Source organism: Nitrobacter sp. NHB1 (genome assembly GCF_036964665.1).
Classification (GTDB): domain Bacteria; phylum Pseudomonadota; class Alphaproteobacteria; order Rhizobiales; family Xanthobacteraceae; genus Nitrobacter.
In genome coordinates this window covers 3,241,129-3,261,088 of sequence record NZ_JBAMDA010000001.1, presented here as the reverse complement: position 1 = coordinate 3,261,088, position 19,960 = coordinate 3,241,129, and the positions used below count along the sequence as shown (strand labels likewise).

Genomic DNA, 19,960 nt, shown 5'->3' with positions numbered 1-19,960 from the left:
GGGGCTGGAGGAGATGGGTTGGCGCGTCGCAGTCATCTGGGGGTGCGAAACCGCGGATTCTGACAGCCTCCGAGAGGTTGAAGGAAGTGCTTGGTCGCCGATGATTACAGCTGATGCGCTGCAGATTCGCCAAAGGAAGCTCGCTCGGTTGCGCTCGGGCGGAAGCCCGCGTGCCCTGGAAATCTGTTCGGGTGCCGGCGGCCTGTCTCTGGGGTTGCAGACCGCGGGAATCGAACTTGCCGCTCACGTCGAGATCGATCCCGAGGCGGCTGAGAGCTATGCCCTCAATTTTGCCAACGGTCGTGACCTGAAGGGCCCCTGGGCTCTCCCGCGGAACATGGAATCGGTTTCGGCGGCAGAACTGATAACCGACCTGGGGCTGCCGACCTCAGCGGCAGACTCGTTCGACGTTCTGGCGGCCGGACTACCCTGCCAGGCCTTTGCCCGCATCGGCAGATCGAAGCTGCGCTCCGTATCGGGTGGCAAGGAAGATGCCTTTCAACAGGACCCACGCGCATCGCTCTATCGCCGGTTTCTGAAGTACGTCGAGGATACACAGCCTCTCGCAATCGTTATCGAGAACGTTCCGGACATTCTCAACTTCGGCGGTCACAATGTGCCGGAGGAGATATGTGAACATCTAGAAGCTGCCGGATATTCGACGGGATACACCCTGCTCAATGCTGCTTACTTCGGCGTGCCTCAGATTAGGGAACGGCTTTTCATCGTAGCGTTTGCTCACGTCCTTGGAGAACAGCCGCGCTTCCCCGTGCCCACTCATTTCGCCGAGCTGCCGAGTGGTTATCAGGGGACGCGTAGGGTAGCGCTCAAGCATGTTGACCAGAACAGCGGGCGCTTTCACCGGCTTCACGAACCCGCCGATTCATTGAAGGCAGCCGTGGGAGCCAGGGCGGCGCTTGCCGACCTTCCGCGAATAACCGAGCACGTCGATGATCCCCGAGTTATACGCCGACGCAAGCTCACCGAGGTACTGCCCTATCGTGAAAGCAAGAAGGCTTTGTCAGAATACGCCAGCATGATGCGAAACTGGGAGGGCTTCTCGACTGCTGCCGGCACGGATGGCCACCTTGTGCGCTTGACGCCGCGAGACTTCCCGATCTTCGAAGCGATGGATCATGGTGCCGACTATCCTCAGGCAAGAAAGCTCGCCGAGAAACTGTTCAAGGAAGCCCTGAGCCGAAAGCGTCTGAACGGCATCCACAAGAACTCTTCTGCCTATCGCGATCTCCGCGCGGAAATAGTGCCGCCCTACGATCCCGACAAGTTTCCGAACAAGTGGTGGAAGCTCGACCCCGCAAAGCCATCGCGCACACTGACGGCTCACATGGGCAAGGATACCTACTCGCATATCCACTACGACGGTCAGCAGTGCCGGACCATCTCCGTGCGCGAAGCTGCGCGCCTTCAGTCGTTCCCAGATGGTTTTGCCTTTGCCGGGGCGATGAACGCCGCCTTCCGGCAGATTGGCAATGCGGTGCCGCCGCTGCTCGGTCTTGCGGTTGCGCGCGTCTTGAAGGAGCAGCTTGATCGAGCTGTGCAATCTGCAGACAATCTTCAGGTTGCCTAGGGACATGGCAAGAGAGCGGCCCGTCGAGATCAAGCCGTCGGCAGCAGCTCTGATAGAGTCTCTCAGGGGTCTGGGTTATTCGCCCGAAACCGCAATCGCCGACCTGATCGACAACAGCATTGCTGCGAATGCTGCAACGATCGCACTCGAACTGCACTGGAACGATGGCAGTCCTCAGGCTGCGCTCCTGGATGACGGCAATGGCATGGATCGCCACACGCTTGCCGAGGCCCTGCGCTTCGGTGGCATCGGTCCATCCTCTGCTCGTATGGCCGGTGATCTCGGCAGGTTCGGGCTCGGCCTGAAGACTGCGTCCCTGTCGCAATGCCGACAGCTCACGATCATCAGCCGATCCGCTGGCGAGACATCGGCGCTGGTCCTCGATATTGACGAAATTACGAAGCGCGGCTGGTTTGCAACCAGGCCGGCCACGCCGTCGCAACATCCGCTGGCCGCGAAGCTGCTTAAGCTCAAACACGGCACGCTGGTCCTCTGGGATCGCATGGACTCACTTGGTGGCCTGTCGGGGCTTGAGAAGGAGACTTTCTACCTGCGCATGGAAGAAATCCGGGCTCACCTCGGCATGGTCTTCCATCGATTTATCAATGGTGACGCACGCAAGCTCACCATCATCCTGAACGGGCGACCAGTAAAAGCCTGGGACCCGTTTCAGACCGCGCATCCTGCGACGCGAGAGCTGCCCTCGGAGCGTGTCCGCCATGGTGGCTCCGCCTTCACGGTCAGACCGTATGTGCTGCCTCACCGCGATCGGTACGCCAACGAAACGGAATACGAGGCCGCCGGAGGCCCCGGCGGCTGGGCAGCACGGCAGGGATTCTATGTCTATCGCGGAAAGCGATTGCTCGTCGCCGGCAGCTGGCTGGGTCTCGGTGGTGCGCGAACCTGGACGCGCGATGAGGCCAGCCGTCTTGCCCGCATCGAAGTTGACCTCCCGACCGACCTCGACAGAGACTGGCGCATTGATGTCCGCAAATCGCAGGCACGCCCTCCGGGCGTACTCCGGGCTCGTCTGACAGCGATTGGTAGCCGTTGCCGCCGGGAGGCCGGGAAGTGTTTTGCATTCCGGGGGCATGGTCCGCATGCGCCCGGCCTGCCCCATGCCGTGCCCGCCGTCTGGGTCGCCGTGCCCGGACCGAAAGGACTTCAGTACAGGATCAATCGCGATCACCCTGTCATCGCAGCATGCCGGGACAGCGCGGGAGGCGTCCGTCCCTTCAATGCAGTTCTGTCGATCATCGAACGAAGCGTGCCGGTCGAACGTATATGGCTGGATATTTCGGAATCCGACGGCGCTGCTACGGCGGCACTCGCTCCTGACGAGATTTCGCAGCTCGGCGACCAGCTGCTTGAACTTGGCAAGGTCCTACCGGCATCCATGACGCCCGATCAACGCGCGGATGTGCTTCTCCGAAATCTTCCAGGCGATCTGACAAAACTCAGGACGGAACTGTTGCGCAGGATGCGGGGAGCGGCAGCATGACAGACGTTGTTGAAGCTCTCGCTCTCAGAGCGAGAAAAATTCTGCAGATGCAGAAGGAAGCGGGCGAGGAAATAAATCGAGACGCCATCGCCAAGCTCGTAGAGATCGACTCGCAGACATTCGCTCTGATGACTAGGCAGCCGGTCAGCGCCGAGCAGAAGGAGGCCGCCGCACGAATGCTCTGGACGATCTTCGTCACGGAGCAAGGCCCCGCACTCGCGTTGAAGGACAAGGAAAGGCCCGCCCCATGGTATCTTGGCGGTCGCCGACAACCCGGCGCATTCATGCAGCGCTACCTCTACAAACTGGAGGAGGATGGTTGGCCCAATGAATCGATCGTGCAGCTTCAGGACAGTACCGCACGCATTCTGGAAGTAATGGATGACCCGGAACGTCCGGGAAGCTGGGACTGGCGCGGCCTTGTTGTGGGTGACGTGCAATCAGGGAAGACCGCCAGCTATGCCGGCGTCGTGAACCGTGCGGCGGATGCGGGCTATCGCATCATCATCGTGCTGGCCGGGATGCACAAAATACTGCGACTCCAGACACAGAAGCGATTCGACAAGGACTTCCTCGGGTACGATACCAATCCGAAGACGCGTCGACCCAATCAGCCCATGCGCATAATTGGAGTTGGAAATTTCAACGCGCAGCTCATCGTCGACAGCCTGACCATGGCTGATCCCAATGGCGACTTCAGTCAGCGCATGGCCGATCAGTCCAACTTTTCGCCCGTAAATCAACCTTGCCTGCTTATCGTCAAGAAGAACGTAAAAGTTCTGGAAAATCTAAACAACTGGATCGCGCGTCTGCCTGGACCGGCAAAGGCAGCGCCGGTTCTTGTCATTGATGACGAGGCGGATCAGGCCTCGGTCGATACGGGAGACCAGCCTTTCCTTGAGGACGGCACGTTCGAGCCCGATTACGATCCAAAGCGCGTCAACGGCGAGATCAGACGTCTGCTCATGTCATTCGACCGCAGGGTTTACGTCGGCTACACCGCCACTCCGTTTGCCAACATCCTCATTCACGATGAGCGGTCGGCAATCGACTATGGCCCGGATCTCTTTCCATCGACCTTCATCGTTTCGCTCACGCCGCCCGATGACTACTTCGGCCCGGCCGGTGTCTTCGGCACTAACGACGACCCGGACAATCCTGGCCTGCCCCTGGTCCGGCCTTTCGATCAGACTCAGGAAGACTGGATACGACAGAAGCACGACAAGTACTTCAAACCGCGCTTCAACAATCAGGATGTCATCCCGCCAAGCCTGGAGGAAGCGATCGACGCCTTTCTCCTGACCTGTGCTGCCCGCGCGGCGCGAGGCCAGGAGCGCGAACACAATTCGATGCTGGTTCACGTATCACGCTTTGTAGATGTTCACGACGAGGTTCATCGCCAAGTCGAAAGATACTTGCGCGAGACGCGCGCGATGATTTCGAACGGCGACCGCGAAACCATGCAGCGCCTGAAGAGGATGTGGGAGTCCGACTATCTCCCGACCATGGAAGCGGTTCGACCGACCGTTTACGGACGCAACACGATTTCTGTGACCTGGGATCAGATTCTATCGGTCATCGCGGAAAGCTCCGACAAAATCCAGGTGATTACGGCGAACGGAAAGACCAAGACCGATATCGACTATGACGGTTACAAGGAAACCGGGTACTCAGTTATCGCAGTAGGTGGCGACAAGCTTTCGCGTGGCCTTACGCTTGAAGGTCTTTCCGTCACCTATTTCCTGCGCGCCTCGCAGCAATACGACAGTCTTCTCCAGATGGGCCGCTGGTTCGGTTATCGCCGGGGATTTGCCGACCTGTGCCGGCTGTTTACGACCCCGGACATGGAGGACTGGTTCCGTTACGTCGCGACTGCGCAGAGAGAATTGCGCGAGCAGTTTTTTGAAATGGCTCAGGTGAATGCCACGCCGAAGGACTTCGGGCTCAAGATAGGCGTTCATGATATTCTGGAAGTGACCGCAAGGAACAAGCAGCGACACGGCGAGCTGCGCCAAAGCAGCTATGCCGGCGAAGGCAAGGTGCAGACGGTCATGTTCCGTGACCGCCAGACCGTCGAACGCAATGCAGCGATAACCGACGATTTCATATCGAGCCTTGGAGCAGGCACCGACAGTCCACGCCGCCCGGGCCCGGGAAACAGGACAGCCGAGGGCACGCTCTGGAACAAAGTCGCCGGCCGAGAAATCGCCGAATATCTCAAGAACCTGACATTTCCACCGGAAAGCTCTCAGGTTGATGGGAAAAAGCTGGCGGACTTCATCAACGACCAGCTGGCCATGCAGCCCCCCGAATTGACCAGCTGGACTGTTTTCCTGGCCACCGGCAGTGAGAAGGAGGTTAACTTGGCGGGACGCCGCAGAAGGTGCGTCCTGCGCAACCCGAGAAAGCCGCGCAACGGTCAGCAATCGCCAGAGGATCGATTCATTATCGGGACGGCGCTGAGCCCCTTGGATCAGGCGATTGATCTGACTGATGCTGAGTTAGACCAAGCCCTCGCTACGACCAACCTGGAAAGAAGGTCCCGCGGTAACGTGCAATCTGACACCAACGTCCCGTCGGGCGAGTTCATCCGCAAGGTCCGGGGTACGCGCCCGCAGAACGGTCTCCTGATCATCTACCCTATTGATCCGGACAAGGCCGAAGTTGAGCCGACCGACCGGCCAGTCATCAGCGTGGTTGTCAGCTTCCCGGACAGTGGCGCAGCAGACAAACGGGTCTACCTGATCAACAGCGTACGGCAGCGTGAAGAGTCATGACCGCCTGGCTGGATGTCCTCAACAACGCCTGGAATGAACTCGCGCAGACGAGCCCCATTGCACGCCAATATCGGACGAAACTGATCTCGAAAGACGTTCCACTGGATATCTTTGCGGGCATGCGGGCCGCTGACGGCGCACCCTGCCTGATGCTCCAGACCATGCCGGCACCCGAAACGCTCTTCGAGCTTGGTGGAATGCGGTTGAGCACCACGGCCGACCAATCTGGGCCGTTTCTCGTATTGTCGCTGGAAGACAGAAGCAGACGTGACCTGTTCTCGACTATCTGTGCAGATGTTGTCGCTTCCGCGGCGCAGATCGGAGCGGCGGACCCGCTGAATCAGTTTGTCGCACGCCTGAATGCCTGGAGGCAGTTCCTTCGGGAACGACGCATCGGACTATCGCGACCGGAAACGATCGGTCTCATCGGAGAACTTATCGTTCTGGAAGAGCTGCTTGCGGTAAGCCCAGACAGCCTGTCCGCTTGGCAGGCCCCCGATGACGGTCTGCACGACTTCCAGCGTGGTGGTCAGGCGCTCGAAGTCAAGACCGGGCTTGGGCCATCGTCTTCGATTACGATTTCGAAGCTGGATCAGCTTGACGCTGCGGGCCTTCGGCAGCTCGAACTTCTGCATGTGAGACTTGTCGAAGCGCCCGGAGGGCGTTGCCTGCGCGACATCATGACCGCGATCGACGACCTTCTGCCGGATGAAGCGTCTCGACGCGCGTTCGCTAACGCGCTTCTGAGCCGCGGCCTCATGCCGGATGACGATGCTGCCAGACTTACACCCAGGGTTCAGCAACGGTCCATCGATGCCTATTCCGTTTCCGAAGGCTTCCCGCGTCTGCTCCGCGAAAACCTGCCGACTGCCATTACCGAAGCAACCTACACGCTTGACCTCCGATCCATCGCCGTCTTTGCCGCTGACGCGACTGCTACTCTGGGGGCGTTCATGCAAGGAGGTCACGCATGACGGACGACGTGATCGCGAAGTTCGCCGAGGAACTCGCCCGGGAAGTTGAGGGTTCACTGTCAGACGACGAACCTTTTTCGCAGGAAATCTTTACTCGACTGATTCTTGAACGCCTTGAAGACGCCAATCACCTGGACGGCACGTTTCCGCTGTTCCAGCAGGGCCGCGTCCGCAACGCAATCTATCGCGTTGATGGCTACTCATTCGATGAAGAACGGTCCCGGCTGGAGCTTTTCACAACCATCTATCGCGAGGAGCTACCTCCGACGCGGGTTCCGCAGCCCGAAGTGAACCGGGCTTTCGAACGCGCGATCCGCTTCGTCAATGCTTGCGTCGAGGGACTTGCCACGCAGCTCGAACCTTCCAACAGCGACGCGAGCGACCTTGCGAGACTTATCGAGTCTCAGGTGAAGACCCTGGGAAGCGTCAAGATCACCCTTCTCACCAATGGCGTGGTCGACAAGACCACGGGGTCTACCGACTGGCGCGACCACAGGGTCGAGTTCGATACCTACGACATCGTGCGGCTGCAAAGAGTCCTTGGTCAGGGCGAAACGCGCGCAGATATCACGGTGGATCTTCAGGCGCTCACGGGCGGCCCTGTCCCGTGTCTCCATGTCCCCAGTCAGGCCGGCGAATACGATGCCTACCTGTCGGTGCTGCCGGGCGAGGCCCTTTCGCGCATCTATGAAAGATATGGCGTGCGTCTCCTCGAATTGAACGTGCGCGCGTTTCTTGGACTGCAGGGCCGGAAGAGCGTCAACTCCGAACTCAGGCGCACCATCGCCGACCAGCCTTCGATGTTCCTGGCGTATAACAACGGCATCGTTGCAACCGTAGACGACCTTGAGATCGTAAGCGACAAGGCCGGACGACCGTCGATCAAATCACTGAAGGGCCTGCAGATTGTAAACGGCGGCCAGACGACAGCGTCGCTTCACCGGGCGCGTCGCAAGGAAAATCTCAATCTCGGCAATGTCGCCGTGCCCGTGAAGATCATCAAGGTCGGCGGCGCCGATCTGAGCGAGATGGTTGCTTCCATTTCGCGAGCAGCGAACCGCCAGAACACTGTGCAGCTCGCGGACTTCTCCGCAGGCGATCCCTTCCATCAGCTTATCGAAACTCTGGCGAACAACACGTGGCTTGACGACGGCAAGGGGCGCTGGTTCTACGAGCGCGCCAGGGGCTCCTACTTGGCTGCAGAGCAGAAGGCAGCCTACCGAAAGTCTGACCAGCAGAGCTTCCGGGCGCAGACGCCCAAGCAGCGCCGGCTGCGCATTTCGGTGATCGTGAGCGGCGATTTCACTCGATGGTGAGCGCTCGTTTCATTTGATCGTGAGCAGACATTTCAGGCGATCATGAGCAGCCGCTTTGGCCGACTTGGTGATTGGTTCAGGGGTTCGCGGCTTCGTCAAGCGTTCTGTTTCGCGCGTTCTGTTTTCGCATGCTTTCTCCGCTGAGTTGGAGGCGGTGGGCGTTGTGAACGAGGCGGTCCAGGATGGCGTCGCCCAATGTTGGGTCGCCGATGACGGCGTGCCATTGATCGACCGGGACCTGGCTGGTGACGACGGTGGAGGCGCGACCGTGGCGATCATCGAGGATCTCGAGAAGGTCGCGTCGCTCTGACGGGTTGAGCACCGACAGGCCCCAATCGTCGAGTACCAGCAGCTGCACGCGGCTGATGGTTTTGAGCAGGCGGCCATAGCGGCCGTCGCCGCGGGCCAGCGCGAGCGCCTCGAACAGGCGGGGCACGCGATGGTATTGGACCGATCGATTGTCGCGACAGGCCTTGTGGCCAAGTGCACAGGCAATCCAACTTTTGCCGAGCCCGGTTGCCCCGGTGATCAGCAGGTTCTGATGACGGGCGATCCAATCGCCGGCGATCAATTTGGCGAACACAGCGCGATCGATGCCGCGCGGCGTGCGCAGGTCGATATCTTCCACGCATGCGTTTTGCCGAAGGGCTGCGAATTTGAGGCGGGTGGTGAGACGTTTGGTGTCGCGCTCTGCGGCCTCGCGATCAACCAGCAAGCCGACGCGCTCCTCGAACGACAGCGCGTTGAGATCGGGTGATCGTCGTTGTTCCTCCATGGCCTTGGCCATGCCGGTCAAGCCGAGCGTGATCAGCCGTTCGTGGGTAGGATGTGTCAGCATAGGGATCTCCAGGGTTCAGTGGAAATAGTCCTGACCGCGGATGTTGCCGTGGCGCAGGGGGTGGTCGTCGGTTGCCTCGTCGAGGAATGCGCGATCCAGTCCGTTCTTGAGGATCGAACGGATCGAGGCGACGGAATGCGCCTTGATCAGGATGCCGCGCCGGCAGGCGGCGTCGATGCGGGCATCGTCGTAGCTCCTGGTCAGCGCCAGGATGCCGAGGCAGGTGCGAAAGCCTTGTTCTGGATGCGGCCGGGCCGCGATGACGGCCTGGAAAAACGCCGCGGTCGATGGGCCGATCTTCTCGCCGGCGGCGATCAGCCCTCCCGGCGTCCACTTGCCGTAGCGGCGATGCGCGCTCGGCATGTGGTCGGCAATTGTGGTGTGGCCGCGCCGGTTCGGCGCACGCGGGTGGCTGGCAATCCTCTGGCCCTTGTGGAAGATCTCGACCGTCTTGTCGGTGATGCGAACATCGACGAGTTCACGGATCAGGCGATACGGCGTGGAATACCAATGGCCATCGACCTCGACGTGATAATCGGGGGCGACGCGGCAACGCTTCCAGCGCGCAAAGACATAGGGCTGCTCCGGCAACTCCCCCAGCTTGGGACGGTCGACCTCGGCAAACAGTTCGGCACGGCTGGTGCCGAATCCGCGCATCTGCCGGGCGTTGAGCTCGACAACCAGGGTACGAATCGCAGCATTCAGCTCTGCCAGGGAAAAGAACCGTTGATTGCGCAGGCGCGCCAAAATCCAGCGCTGTGCGATCTGGACGGCGACCTCGACCTTGGCCTTGTCCTTCGGTCGTCTCGGCCTCGCCGCAAGGATCGCGGTGCCGTAATGACCGGCCATCTCGGCATAGGTTCGGTTGATCCCGGGATCGTAGCGATCGGGGTTGGTCACGGCGGCCTTGAGATTATCGCAGACCACGAACTTCGGCACGCCGCCGAGATACCTGAACAGGTTGGTATGCACGCCGATCCAGTCGGACAGGCTCTCGCTTGGGCAAGCCTCGGCGTAGGTGTAGTTCGAGGCTCCCATCGCCGCGACGAACAGCTTCATGGCGTGCGCTTCGCCGGTGATCGGATCGACGACGTCGATGGTGTCGCCGGCAAAATCAACGAACACCTTCTCCCCGCCGATGTGGGTCTGGCGCATCGACGGGCGCACGCGGTTCTTCCAGGCCTCGAAGGTCGTGCAAAACCAGGTGTAGCCAAAGCCGTCCGGATTGGCGGCGCGATACTCTTCCCAGAGCAGCAGGCGCGTCACGCTGCGGCGGCGAAGCTCCTTCTCGACAAAAGCCCAGTCCGGTATCGGGCGCCGGTCGCTTTGCGACGCTGACGCCGGTGCCGGGAATAGCAACAGTTCCAAGCCATCGTCGTCCATTCCTTCCGGAAGTGGCCAGGCGAGCCCCGCCAGGCGCGCTCGCCGCACGTAGCCATGGACCACGCCATTACTCACCCCCAAGGTCCGCGCGATGACCCGCTCGGTCAACCCTTGGTGCCTCAAACGTAAAACTTCTCTGATCCGGCGCATCGACAATCTCTCGGTAGGCATCGGGCTTCCTCATCGGTTGAATGAGGAACCCGTAACCCGGTTGAGTTTGTCGGCCGAAGCGTCAGGCACCCGCGAAAGGGGTGCTCACGATCGCCTGAAATCGCTGCTCACGATCCCGCGAAATCCCTGCTCACGATCATCTGAAATCGGTGCTCACGATCCCGCGAAACACGCAGCCGGCTCAGCAAGCTTGATGTGGCGCGCTATCTGACCGCGTGGGATGGCCTGCCCTACCGCGTCTGCCTCGGCGGCCAGAAGAACTTCCAGCACTACATGCAGCGCATGAAGGACAGCAATCCACCTCCGCCCGACACGACATGGTTCAAGCGGCTCGTCGCGAAAGCCATTTTCTATCGCGCGGTCGAAAAGAAGATTCGGGCGATGAAGTTTCCTGCGTACGCTGCGCAGATCACCGCCTATGCGGTGTCCGGTCTCGCCCAGAAGACCGGGGGCCGTGTCGACTTCGAGCGAATCTGGTCCCAGCAATCCGTCAGCACAGAGCTTGAAAAGCTGGTCGAGGCCTGGGCACCTCAGATTGACACGCTGCTGCGCCAGTCGGCCGGGCAAAAAAACCCCAGCGAATGGTTCAAGAAGGAGGAGTGCTGGCTCGATATCGTGAATCGGCTGCCGCCACTGTCCGACCCGCTCCCGCCAGAACTCTCGTACGCCGGGGCAGATGATGACGACGACGCATCCTCCGTGCCTGTCCGAGCCCATTCCGTCGTCGACTACGAGCGGATCGAGCAGTGCATGCATGTCCCCGCCGCAACTTGGCTTGAAATTGCCGAGCGCGGGCAGAAGGCAGGTGTTGTTCACTGGAAAGTTGCGGGGATCTGCCGAACGCTTGCCAGCTACGCCGCCGGCGGATGGGACAAGAAGCCGTCAGCCAGACAGGCAAAGCCGGCCCTTGAGGCCTTCCAGGCCTGTCAACGTGGCGGCGTGATCCAAAGTGACGCTGCGATAGTGGCGGCCATTCCCAGCTAAGCGGATTTGGGAAATTCCTCGGAAAGCCAAGCGACGACCGTCGCCGCGCTGCCCTTTCCATTTCTGCGGAGCAGCTCCACGATGTCGGCTGCAGAGACAACCACGATCGGGTGCTCGTCTTCCTTGATTTCCTTGTAGGCCTGCAGATCAACCCAACTTGTCGTTACAAGCACACCGAACTGGCGATGTCTGAGGCGGGAAATCAGGCGCGACATTTCACGGACGCCAACTGAATTCGTCGCTGAGTAGCACTTTGCTTCCAACGCAAAGTCAACGAGGATCCCGCTCGATCCCACACCCACGCGAAGCTGACCGACGCCATCGCGCCCTCCGTCCCGCGAAGGCCGCGTTACGTCGAGGGTCACGGCGTCGGGCATCATGAAGCAGGTGATCGCGGCAGCGCAGTGTTCGAACGCATGCGGGCTCCCCTCGAAGTGGTCGCGGATAGCCTGAACAATTGCCTCGCCTTCCTTGTCCGCCGGCAGCTGTTCGATCTTGCTGCGGTACTCAAGCGAACGCGTCGCCATGAGCGCCTGACGACGACCGGTCTTTACCCAGGTCTGCCAGACCTCTGGCGCAAGGCTGTCCTCAGGTTTTCCGGCAATCAGACTGTCGAGCCATGCTCGGGAAATCGTCGATGCGTTCAGTACCGTAAATCTCGCGCGATAGTTCTGAAACCGCTGCCCTTTCGCCGTTCTCCAGATGGCAACAAGCTCCTCCGACGAGTCCAGATCAGACGCCCCCGGCACCGCCAGTCCGAGGAAAATCATGTCGCGCCAGGTACCAGCTCCCGCGAAGATGAAGGTGGGCGGGACCTCGCGTCTGCCTTCGGCGCCTGACCGTGCCGCCGTGAATATCTTCTGCAGGATGAGATTGCCGTCGCGTCCGGTATCGTGCAGCTCCCGTCCGGGCTGCTTGTTGTCCCCATAGTACGTGAAGACACCCATCTCGCGGTCGAGTGAATCCGGCCAGTCCGGATCAGCGAGACTCGATGTAAGGACAAGCATGTGAAGCTTGCCCGCCACCTTTCCTCGCTTGCGGAAGCCTCCTTGACTATCCACCCGCAGCAGACTTGGCAGCGGATCGTCGCCCGCGTTGCCATGGCGGCCGCCCTGATAACATGCGTCAACGTGCAGCTCGGACACAGCCAACTGGTCGACAGGTATTGTTCGCACGTTTGCTCTCCCCTGCGCTTGTTCCCGCGACCACGAATTCTGCGCAAGCTGATGAACCGCGAGGTGCAGAGCTGTTTGCCCCACACCGGAAACGGTGTGGGGCTTAATCTATTCCCAGGCGTTTTTTTGTGATCTGCCAGCCCGCCAATTGTGTAGGCGCCTTGGCCAGCGAAGTCCCTATTTCAACTGCTCCATAGTCGCGAATCTTGATCTTGCCATCGGCTGTCTTGCCAAATGCGTTTTTCTTCACGTCGTTCAACCAAGTCGGAGGCGCTGACGTACTCTCGTACTCAGCATCGTCAAGGTCGCCCAGTTTCTCCATCATCAGAAAACGGCCTGACTCACTTATCCCGAGAATCTGTCCGAACTTCGTCTTGAACACCGTTTCCAGCCGCACTGCTTCCTGCTTGAACTCTTCGGTAATGTCCGTCCATCGCGTTTGCCGTCGGGTCCTCCTGTCGCGTCCAGCGCTACCAGAAAGCCCTCCATTTTTCCCGCGCAAGTCCAAGCGTTAACGACGACTAACGGCTCGAGCCCCAGCGAAATCGCTTCAAAGTTTATTATAATTTTCTGAGGTATTTCTACCAGGAAATGGATCTGGGGAAAAATATGAGGAAGCGGGCCAAACGTGCAAAGACCAAGCCGCTAGCACTTCCGGTGGTAGGAAGGGTTGCGATTGGCGCCATGGCCTCTGCCGCATTGGCGTACAGCTTGCTGTCTCGTCCTGCGAGCGTTCGATCCACACAGAGGCCGCCCGTGCACCAAGTCCAGGCACCGTCAACTCCAGCTCGCGTATCAATTCCAGTTCACGTAGCATCAGCTCCAGCTGCAATCTCAGTCCCGGCGCCACGGGTCGAAACACCAAAAGCCGCTGACGCTCCCGGCAGACTTGTTCGGCAGGTGGTTGACTACGTAAGCCATCAGACGCCAGGCACCGTCATCATCGATACAGGAAATACTTTCCTTTATCTCGTTCTGAACGAGGGGCAAGCGATGCGCTACGGCATCGGGGTTGGCCGCAAAGGTTTCACATGGTCCGGCGAACAGACTGTGGCTCGGAAAACTGAATGGCCGGATTGGCGTCCACCCGCGGAGATGCTGTCGCGTCAGCCTTATCTCCCGCGGTTTATGGCGGGCGGTCCCGGCAATCCGCTCGGCGCTCGGGCGATGTACCTGGGCGAGACCGAATATAGAATTCACGGTACCAACAAGCCAGATACGATCGGAAAGCGGGTTTCGTCCGGTTGTATCCGGCTGACCAATGAGGACGTCATGGACCTTTATGAGCGAGTGAAAGTCGGAGCAAAAGTGATCGTGTTTCCGGCAACCGCTGCGCGTCGAGCATCGCAGCAAACGCCGCCTGACGCCCCCATCCGATGGCCGGATCCGGCATCGCCGTCGAACCGGCCATCGGCAACCAACGCGCAGATGCCGTCATCTCGACCGAAGATGGCTGAGGCTCAGTAACTCAATTTTTCAGAGGTCTGCAACTGAACTGACGCTGATATCCAAGTCGTGAGTTTTGAATCAACTCGTGGCTGTGTGTGCCGAAAACGTCATCCGAGTTGATGATGAGACGGAAACGCCTAAGCCGGCGGAATGATCGGGTTGCTTTGTTTCGTTCGGTGCCGTCGCGGGAGTGGTTGGAATTGAAGTTGGCGTAGTCTCCGGGTGATCAACCTCGAATCATCCGACGTTGGAGCGTCGAACAGGAGACCACGCCATGACCATAACTACCATGAATACCGATGCCGATCATCGTGGGGCTGAGGCTGCCCGCTATCTTTTCGACGATTGGTTTGACCCGATCGAAGCCGGCCTGCGCGAGCGGGTGCGCGGCTTCATCGAGACGATGCTGGAGGCGGAGTTGGATGCGGTGCTTGCCCGTCCGCGTTATGGGCGGCATCCGGTCGAGCGCGATGATGAGGCCGGTGTTGCCGGCCACCGCCACGGTCGCCGGACGCGCACGTTGACCGGAACGTTCGGCGCGACCGAGATCGCGGTGCCACGAGCGCGCCTCGACGCCGGTGACGGCAAGACGGCGGAATGGAAGAGCAAGGCCCTGCGTGCTTACCAACGGCGCACACAGGCGGCCGATGCGCTGATCGCCTCGGTCTATCTTTCCGGCACCAACATGCGGCGCGTGCGGCGTGCACTTGCCGCGCTGTTCGGCGGCGCGATCGGCAAGGACGTGGTCAGCCGCACCTGGCGCAAGGTCAAGACCGACTGGGATGCATGGAACGCCCGCTCGCTGGCCAATGAGCCGATCGTGCGCCTGATCCTCGACGGCACGGTGGTCCGCGTCAGGCTCGATCGCAAGGCGACCGCGATCTCGCTGCTGGTGGTAATCGGCTTGCGCGAGGATGGCCAGAAGGTCCTGCTTTGCGTCAAGAACATGGGCGGCGAGACGGCGGAGGCTTGGCGCACCGTCCTCGATGATCTCGTCGGGCGCGGCCTGCGTCGGCCCGAATTCCTTATCGTCGATGGTGGCAAGGGGCTCGATGCCGCCATCGCCGCGTTGTGGGATGGCGTTCCCGTTCAACGCTGCACGGTTCACAAGCACCGGAATCTGCTTGCCCATGCCCCCGAGCGCCTGCATGAGGAGATCAGCGCCGATTACACCGACATGATCTATGCGGCCACGCCCGAGGAGATCGAGAGCCGTCGCAAGGCCTTCCTGCGCAAATGGCGGCTCAAATGCCGTGCGGTGGCCGACAGCCTGGAAGAAGCCGGCGAGCGCCTCTTTGCGTTCACCCGCCTGCCGCCGAGCCAGTGGAAAAGCGCGAGGACAACGAATGCCATCGAGCGTCTGCACGAGGAGTTCAAGCGGCGCATCAAGTCCCAGACGGTGCTACCTTCGGCCGAAACCGCGGCCATGCTGTTCTGGGCGCTGATGGCGTCTGGGCAAATCTCGATGGGCAAGATCGACGGATGGAGGGCGCTGCCTGCCAAGCCGCTCGATCAGCAGATTGACCTCGCCGCATGAAACGATAATCTCGACCTACCGGAGGCTGCGCCTCGAATTCCAACACAATCCGCTACGGCACCTTTCGTTCTGGCCGTCCTGGTCTCGCCATTCGAGTCGAAGTTGCGCCTTAAACGCGGTGCTTCGACATCAGTTGATTGTCTTGAGGCGCAGGCTGCATGGTCGCGTCCGACTCGTGAACCAAGATCGCTGGTTCTTTATCCAGCTGTATCACTGGTTTCTGTCGATCCTCACATGATGCCGTGCGGATTCCGATTAATTCCGGCCGGGTATTCCGATTTGAAGCCGGCCGGGTTTTTGGAAGTCGGCATTTTCGTTTGGGTCAGTCCCTCAGGCATCAAGTCCCTCGTTGACCAACGAGGGGAAGCGGATGCCGGCCAAGAGAGAACTGACCATGCGACAGATACGACAGATGCTGCGGCTTGCCCGTGATGGGGTGAGCGCCCGGGAGATCAGGCGCACGCTCGGCGTGGCGCGCAGCACGATCCAAGCGTGCCTCGACTGCCGGGCTGGCGTGGCCTTTGGCGGGCGATCTGACCGACGCTGTTCTTGAAGCGCGTGGCGTCCTTGGCCAATGGTGTGCTCCGCGTCATGACGAGTGCATCGCTCGCAGTGTCGATCATCGGCCAGTGTAGCCGAGCCAGCTTCTGGTACTCGCGCCGGAAGGTCGGAAGCTTGAGGGTTTTGAGATAATGGGAGAGCAGGATCTCGGGCACATTAGTGCTCATGCCGCTTCCTCCTCTCGCTATTCAACGCTCATTATGACGAACGCTGTTCCTGCCGATCCACGTCTACGACACGGAGAAGAGCCGGCCCGTGGCGGTCGTGCTGCGGCCCGGCAAGACGCCAGGCGGCGTCGAGGTGCGCGCCCATCTGCGAAGTCTGGTCCGGCATATCCGGACGCGGTGGCACAAGACGCGAACTACGGTCCGTGGCGACGGGCACTATGCCCGGCCGGAGGCGATGACGTGGTGCGAAAACAAGGGCATCGATTACATCTTCGGCCTGTCTGGCACCAAGCCGCTCGCCAGAAAAGTCGACGAGGTCGCTGACGACATCCGCACCCGACGCGCCATCGAGAACCTGCCGGTTCTGCGCGGCTATACCGAGACGCGCCACAAGGCCAAGCCTTGGGATCGCGAACGGCGCACCGTCGCCCGTATTGAGGCGACGATGCTCGGCCTCAACATCCGCTTCGTCGTCACCAGCCTCGATGCCGGCTCGGCCGAGTGGATCTACGACAGCCTGTATTGCGCGCGCGGCCAGGCCGAGAACCTGATCAAGCTGTATAAGACGCAGCTCGCCTCCGATCGCACCAGTTGCCGTTCGGCGCTCGCCAACCAGGTCCGTCTCGTGCTCCATACCGCCGCTTATTGGCTGATTGCGCGCTCCGGGCCATGGCGACCGGGGTTTCCGGTTGATGGCGACCAGCATTTCCAGTCGATGACGACCACCTGTTCCGGTTGATGGCGACCAGGGCAACAGGGCTGTGGGTGGGCGTGATGAACGCCGTTGGGTGATCCGCGAATCAGCCGGACCTCGCTCCTTTTTCCCAAGGAGCAGGAATGGCCCAATCGAGATTACCCATGCGCAAGATCCGCGATGTACTGCGGCTGTCGGCCGCCGGCCTATCCAAACGCCAGATTGCAGCGAGCCTGGGCATCGGCCCGACCGCTGCCGGGGCGTGCCTGCGCCGGGCGCGTGAGGCCGGTATCAGTTGGCCACTGCCCGACGATCTCGGCAACGACACGCTGGAACGCCGCCTGTATCCGGCGCCTGCGGCCGCGACCAGGGACTGGCGGTCTTTGCCGGACTGGCCGGCGGTCCATCGCGAGTTGCGCCGCAAGGGCGTGACGCTGCAGCTGGTGTGGGAGGAGTACCGCGCTACCCATCCCGACGGCTACGGCCGCAGCTGGTTCTGCGAACTCTATCGTGCCTGGGAAGGCCGCCTGTCGCCGACGATGCGGCAGGCGCACGTGGCCGGCGAGAAGCTGTTCGTCGATTATGCCGGCACGACGATCGACATTTTTGACGCGACGACTGGCGAGGTGCATGCCTGCCAACTGTTCGTCGCAGCGCTTGGTGCCTCGAGTTACACCTACGCCGAGGCGACGGCCACGCAGTCGCTACCTGACTGGATCGGCTCGCACACACGGGCTTTCGCTTTTTTCGGCGGCGGTGTCTCATTTAACGGTCGTAAACCCGCGCCACGGCCTTGCGGGTCAGCGTCTCGAGCTCGTGACGCTGCGTTCGGCACGTGGTCCGGCGCCGGTGGCTGGATGGCATATGTTCGCGCACTGTCGTGTGGCGGCGGTTGGACGACGAGCGCACATGGACGGCGACGCGATTTCCGTGGCCCCCGCTACTTCCACTGAGGAGACGACACTAATGCTGACCCATGGAGGTACAGGCGCGACTGAGCTTGGTCTTCGCTAAATTCCGCGAGCTTCGCAGTGCCCGGGCTGTCATGCGCTATCTGCGCAAAAACGATCTGCCGCTGCCGGTACGCCCTATCCTCGGGCCGGCGCCGCACGATGTGGTATGGCGTGCGTGTTTCGCGGGATCGTGAGCACCGATTTCAGATGATCGTGAGCAGGGATTTCGCGGGATCGTGAGCAGCGATTTCAGGCGATCGTGAGCACCCCTTTCGCGGGTGCCTGACGCTTCGGCCGACAAACTCAACCGGGTTACGGGTTCCTCATTCAACCGATGAGGAAGCCCGATGCCTACCGAGAGATTGTCGATGCGCCGGATCAGAGAAGTTTTACGTTTGAGGCACCAAGGGTTGACCGAGCGGGTCATCGCGCGGACCTTGGGGGTGAGTAATGGCGTGGTCCATGGCTACGTGCGGCGAGCGCGCCTGGCGGGGCTCGCCTGGCCACTTCCGGAAGGAATGGACGACGATGGCTTGGAACTGTTGCTATTCCCGGCACCGGCGTCAGCGTCGCAAAGCGACCGGCGCCCGATACCGGACTGGGCTTTTGTCGAGAAGGAGCTTCGCCGCCGCAGCGTGACGCGCCTGCTGCTCTGGGAAGAGTATCGCGCCGCCAATCCGGACGGCTTTGGCTACACCTGGTTTTGCACGACCTTCGAGGCCTGGAAGAACCGCGTGCGCCCGTCGATGCGCCAGACCCACATCGGCGGGGAGAAGGTGTTCGTTGATTTTGCCGGCGACACCATCGACGTCGTCGATCCGATCACCGGCGAAGCGCACGCCATGAAGCTGTTCGTCGCGGCGATGGGAGCCTCGAACTACACCTACGCCGAGGCTTGCCCAAGCGAGAGCCTGTCCGACTGGATCGGCGTGCATACCAACCTGTTCAGGTATCTCGGCGGCGTGCCGAAGTTCGTGGTCTGCGATAATCTCAAGGCCGCCGTGACCAACCCCGATCGCTACGATCCCGGGATCAACCGAACCTATGCCGAGATGGCCGGTCATTACGGCACCGCGATCCTTGCGGCGAGGCCGAGACGACCGAAGGACAAGGCCAAGGTCGAGGTCGCCGTCCAGATCGCACAGCGCTGGATTTTGGCGCGCCTGCGCAATCAACGGTTCTTTTCCCTGGCAGAGCTGAATGCTGCGATTCGTACCCTGGTTGTCGAGCTCAACGCCCGGCAGATGCGCGGATTCGGCACCAGCCGTGCCGAACTGTTTGCCGAGGTCGACCGTCCCAAGCTGGGGGAGTTGCCGGAGCAGCCCTATGTCTTTGCGCGCTGGAAGCGTTGCCGCGTCGCCCCCGATTATCACGTCGAGGTCGATGGCCATTGGTATTCCACGCCGTATCGCCTGATCCGTGAACTCGTCGATGTTCGCATCACCGACAAGACGGTCGAGATCTTCCACAAGGGCCAGAGGATTGCCAGCCACCCGCGTGCGCCGAACCGGCGCGGCCACACCACAATTGCCGACCACATGCCGAGCGCGCATCGCCGCTACGGCAAGTGGACGCCGGGAGGGCTGATCGCCGCCGGCGAGAAGATCGGCCCATCGACCGCGGCGTTTTTCCAGGCCGTCATCGCGGCCCGGCCGCATCCAGAACAAGGCTTTCGCACCTGCCTCGGCATCCTGGCGCTGACCAGGAGCTACGACGATGCCCGCATCGACGCCGCCTGCCGGCGCGGCATCCTGATCAAGGCGCATTCCGTCGCCTCGATCCGTTCGATCCTCAAGAACGGACTGGATCGCGCATTCCTCGACGAGGCAACCGACGACCACCCCCTGCGCCACGGCAACATCCGCGGTCAGGACTATTTCCACTGAACCCTG

The 19,960-nt window shown here is 61.0% G+C and carries 12 protein-coding genes and 4 pseudogenes; 11 read left to right on the top strand and 5 right to left on the bottom strand.

What is annotated here, in order from left to right:
• Positions 1–100 precede the first annotated feature (100 nt).
• Genes V4R08_RS15260 through V4R08_RS15240 form a run of 5 tightly spaced genes read left to right on the top strand, consistent with a single transcriptional unit; the run spans position 101 to position 8,156 of the window.
• On the top strand, positions 101–1,588 hold the full coding sequence (locus tag V4R08_RS15260) for a DNA cytosine methyltransferase (RefSeq protein WP_335580108.1): 1,488 nt from the start codon (positions 101–103) through the stop codon (positions 1,586–1,588).
• Positions 1,545–3,089, top strand: coding sequence for an ATP-binding protein (locus V4R08_RS15255; protein WP_335580107.1), 1,545 nt, complete (start codon positions 1,545–1,547; stop codon positions 3,087–3,089). Before V4R08_RS15260 ends, V4R08_RS15255 begins: the two co-directional genes overlap by 44 nt.
• Positions 3,086–5,866, top strand: a complete 2,781-nt coding sequence (locus tag V4R08_RS15250; protein ID WP_335580106.1) for a Z1 domain-containing protein — start codon at positions 3,086–3,088, stop codon at positions 5,864–5,866. Before V4R08_RS15255 ends, V4R08_RS15250 begins: the two co-directional genes overlap by 4 nt.
• Positions 5,863–6,840, top strand: a complete 978-nt coding sequence (locus V4R08_RS15245) for a PD-(D/E)XK motif protein (protein ID WP_335580105.1) — start codon at positions 5,863–5,865, stop codon at positions 6,838–6,840. The genes V4R08_RS15250 and V4R08_RS15245 overlap by 4 nt, the downstream gene beginning before the upstream one ends.
• Entirely contained in the window at positions 6,837–8,156 is a 1,320-nt protein-coding gene (locus V4R08_RS15240) for an AIPR family protein (RefSeq protein ID WP_335580104.1), read from the top strand. The genes V4R08_RS15245 and V4R08_RS15240 overlap by 4 nt, the downstream gene beginning before the upstream one ends.
• Positions 8,157–8,232: 76 nt before the next feature.
• Here V4R08_RS15240 and istB read toward each other — a convergent pair whose 3' ends face one another.
• On the bottom strand, positions 8,233–8,994 hold the full coding sequence (gene istB, locus V4R08_RS15235) for an IS21-like element helper ATPase IstB (RefSeq protein ID WP_335578154.1): 762 nt from the start codon (positions 8,992–8,994) through the stop codon (positions 8,233–8,235).
• Positions 8,995–9,009: 15 nt separating this feature from the next.
• On the bottom strand, positions 9,010–10,548 hold the full coding sequence (gene istA, locus V4R08_RS15230; RefSeq protein ID WP_335578153.1) for an IS21 family transposase: 1,539 nt from the start codon (positions 10,546–10,548) through the stop codon (positions 9,010–9,012).
• A 171-nt stretch (positions 10,549–10,719) separates the two neighbouring features.
• Between istA (V4R08_RS15230) and V4R08_RS15225 the strand changes: the two are divergent.
• Positions 10,720–11,532: pseudogene (locus V4R08_RS15225) on the top strand (AIPR family protein); the annotation flags it as partial.
• Here V4R08_RS15225 and V4R08_RS15220 read toward each other — a convergent pair.
• Together V4R08_RS15220 and V4R08_RS15215 are read right to left on the bottom strand one after the other, a co-directional pair.
• Complete coding sequence (locus tag V4R08_RS15220) at positions 11,529–12,677, bottom strand: restriction endonuclease (protein ID WP_335580103.1); 1,149 nt, start codon at positions 12,675–12,677, stop codon at positions 11,529–11,531. The pseudogene V4R08_RS15225 and the gene V4R08_RS15220 sit on opposite strands and share 4 nt — an antisense overlap.
• A gap of 133 nt (positions 12,678–12,810) precedes the next feature.
• Entirely contained in the window at positions 12,811–13,104 is a 294-nt protein-coding gene (locus V4R08_RS15215; protein WP_335580102.1) for a hypothetical protein, read from the bottom strand.
• Between the two features lie 212 nt (positions 13,105–13,316).
• Here V4R08_RS15215 and V4R08_RS15210 point away from each other — a divergent pair, with 212 nt between their 5' ends.
• Together V4R08_RS15210 and V4R08_RS15205 are read left to right on the top strand one after the other, a co-directional pair.
• Positions 13,317–14,174: a L,D-transpeptidase family protein gene (locus V4R08_RS15210; RefSeq protein ID WP_335580101.1), complete on the top strand. Its 858-nt coding sequence runs from the start codon at positions 13,317–13,319 to the stop codon at positions 14,172–14,174.
• Between the two features lie 271 nt (positions 14,175–14,445).
• Positions 14,446–15,693 (top strand): IS256 family transposase, encoded by a 1,248-nt coding sequence (locus V4R08_RS15205; RefSeq protein WP_335580307.1) that lies wholly within the window; start codon positions 14,446–14,448, stop codon positions 15,691–15,693.
• 632 nt (positions 15,694–16,325) lie between these two features.
• Here the strand turns inward: V4R08_RS15205 and V4R08_RS15200 are convergent.
• Positions 16,326–16,421 (bottom strand): annotated as a pseudogene (locus tag V4R08_RS15200) (AAA family ATPase); the annotation flags it as partial.
• Positions 16,422–16,432: 11 nt separating this feature from the next.
• Between V4R08_RS15200 and V4R08_RS15195 the strand changes: the two are divergent.
• The 3 genes and pseudogenes from V4R08_RS15195 to istA (V4R08_RS15185) all read left to right on the top strand — a co-directional run.
• Positions 16,433–17,076: pseudogene (locus V4R08_RS15195) on the top strand (IS1380 family transposase); the annotation flags it as partial.
• A 368-nt stretch (positions 17,077–17,444) separates the two neighbouring features.
• Positions 17,445–17,870, top strand: a pseudogene (locus V4R08_RS18245) (IS21 family transposase); the annotation flags it as partial.
• 545 nt (positions 17,871–18,415) lie between these two features.
• On the top strand, positions 18,416–19,954 hold the full coding sequence (gene istA, locus V4R08_RS15185; protein WP_335578153.1) for an IS21 family transposase: 1,539 nt from the start codon (positions 18,416–18,418) through the stop codon (positions 19,952–19,954).
• The last annotated feature ends 6 nt before the right edge of the window (positions 19,955–19,960 follow it).

Excerpts from the sequence above, each read along its gene's own strand:
- V4R08_RS15205 (WP_335580307.1), top strand. The coding sequence starts at position 14,446 with ATGAATACCGATGCCGATCATCGTGGGGCTGAGGCTGCCCGCTATCTT.
- V4R08_RS15245 (WP_335580105.1), top strand. The coding sequence starts at position 5,863 with ATGACCGCCTGGCTGGATGTCCTCAACAACGCCTGGAATGAACTCGCG.
- istA (WP_335578153.1), top strand. The coding sequence starts at position 18,416 with ATGCCTACCGAGAGATTGTCGATGCGCCGGATCAGAGAAGTTTTACGT.
- V4R08_RS15260 (WP_335580108.1), top strand. The coding sequence starts at position 101 with ATGATTACAGCTGATGCGCTGCAGATTCGCCAAAGGAAGCTCGCTCGG.
- V4R08_RS15250 (WP_335580106.1), top strand. The coding sequence starts at position 3,086 with ATGACAGACGTTGTTGAAGCTCTCGCTCTCAGAGCGAGAAAAATTCTG.
- V4R08_RS15210 (WP_335580101.1), top strand. The coding sequence starts at position 13,317 with ATGAGGAAGCGGGCCAAACGTGCAAAGACCAAGCCGCTAGCACTTCCG.
- istB (WP_335578154.1), bottom strand. The coding sequence starts at position 8,994 with ATGCTGACACATCCTACCCACGAACGGCTGATCACGCTCGGCTTGACC.
- istA (WP_335578153.1), bottom strand. The coding sequence starts at position 10,548 with ATGCCTACCGAGAGATTGTCGATGCGCCGGATCAGAGAAGTTTTACGT.
- V4R08_RS15240 (WP_335580104.1), top strand. The coding sequence starts at position 6,837 with ATGACGGACGACGTGATCGCGAAGTTCGCCGAGGAACTCGCCCGGGAA.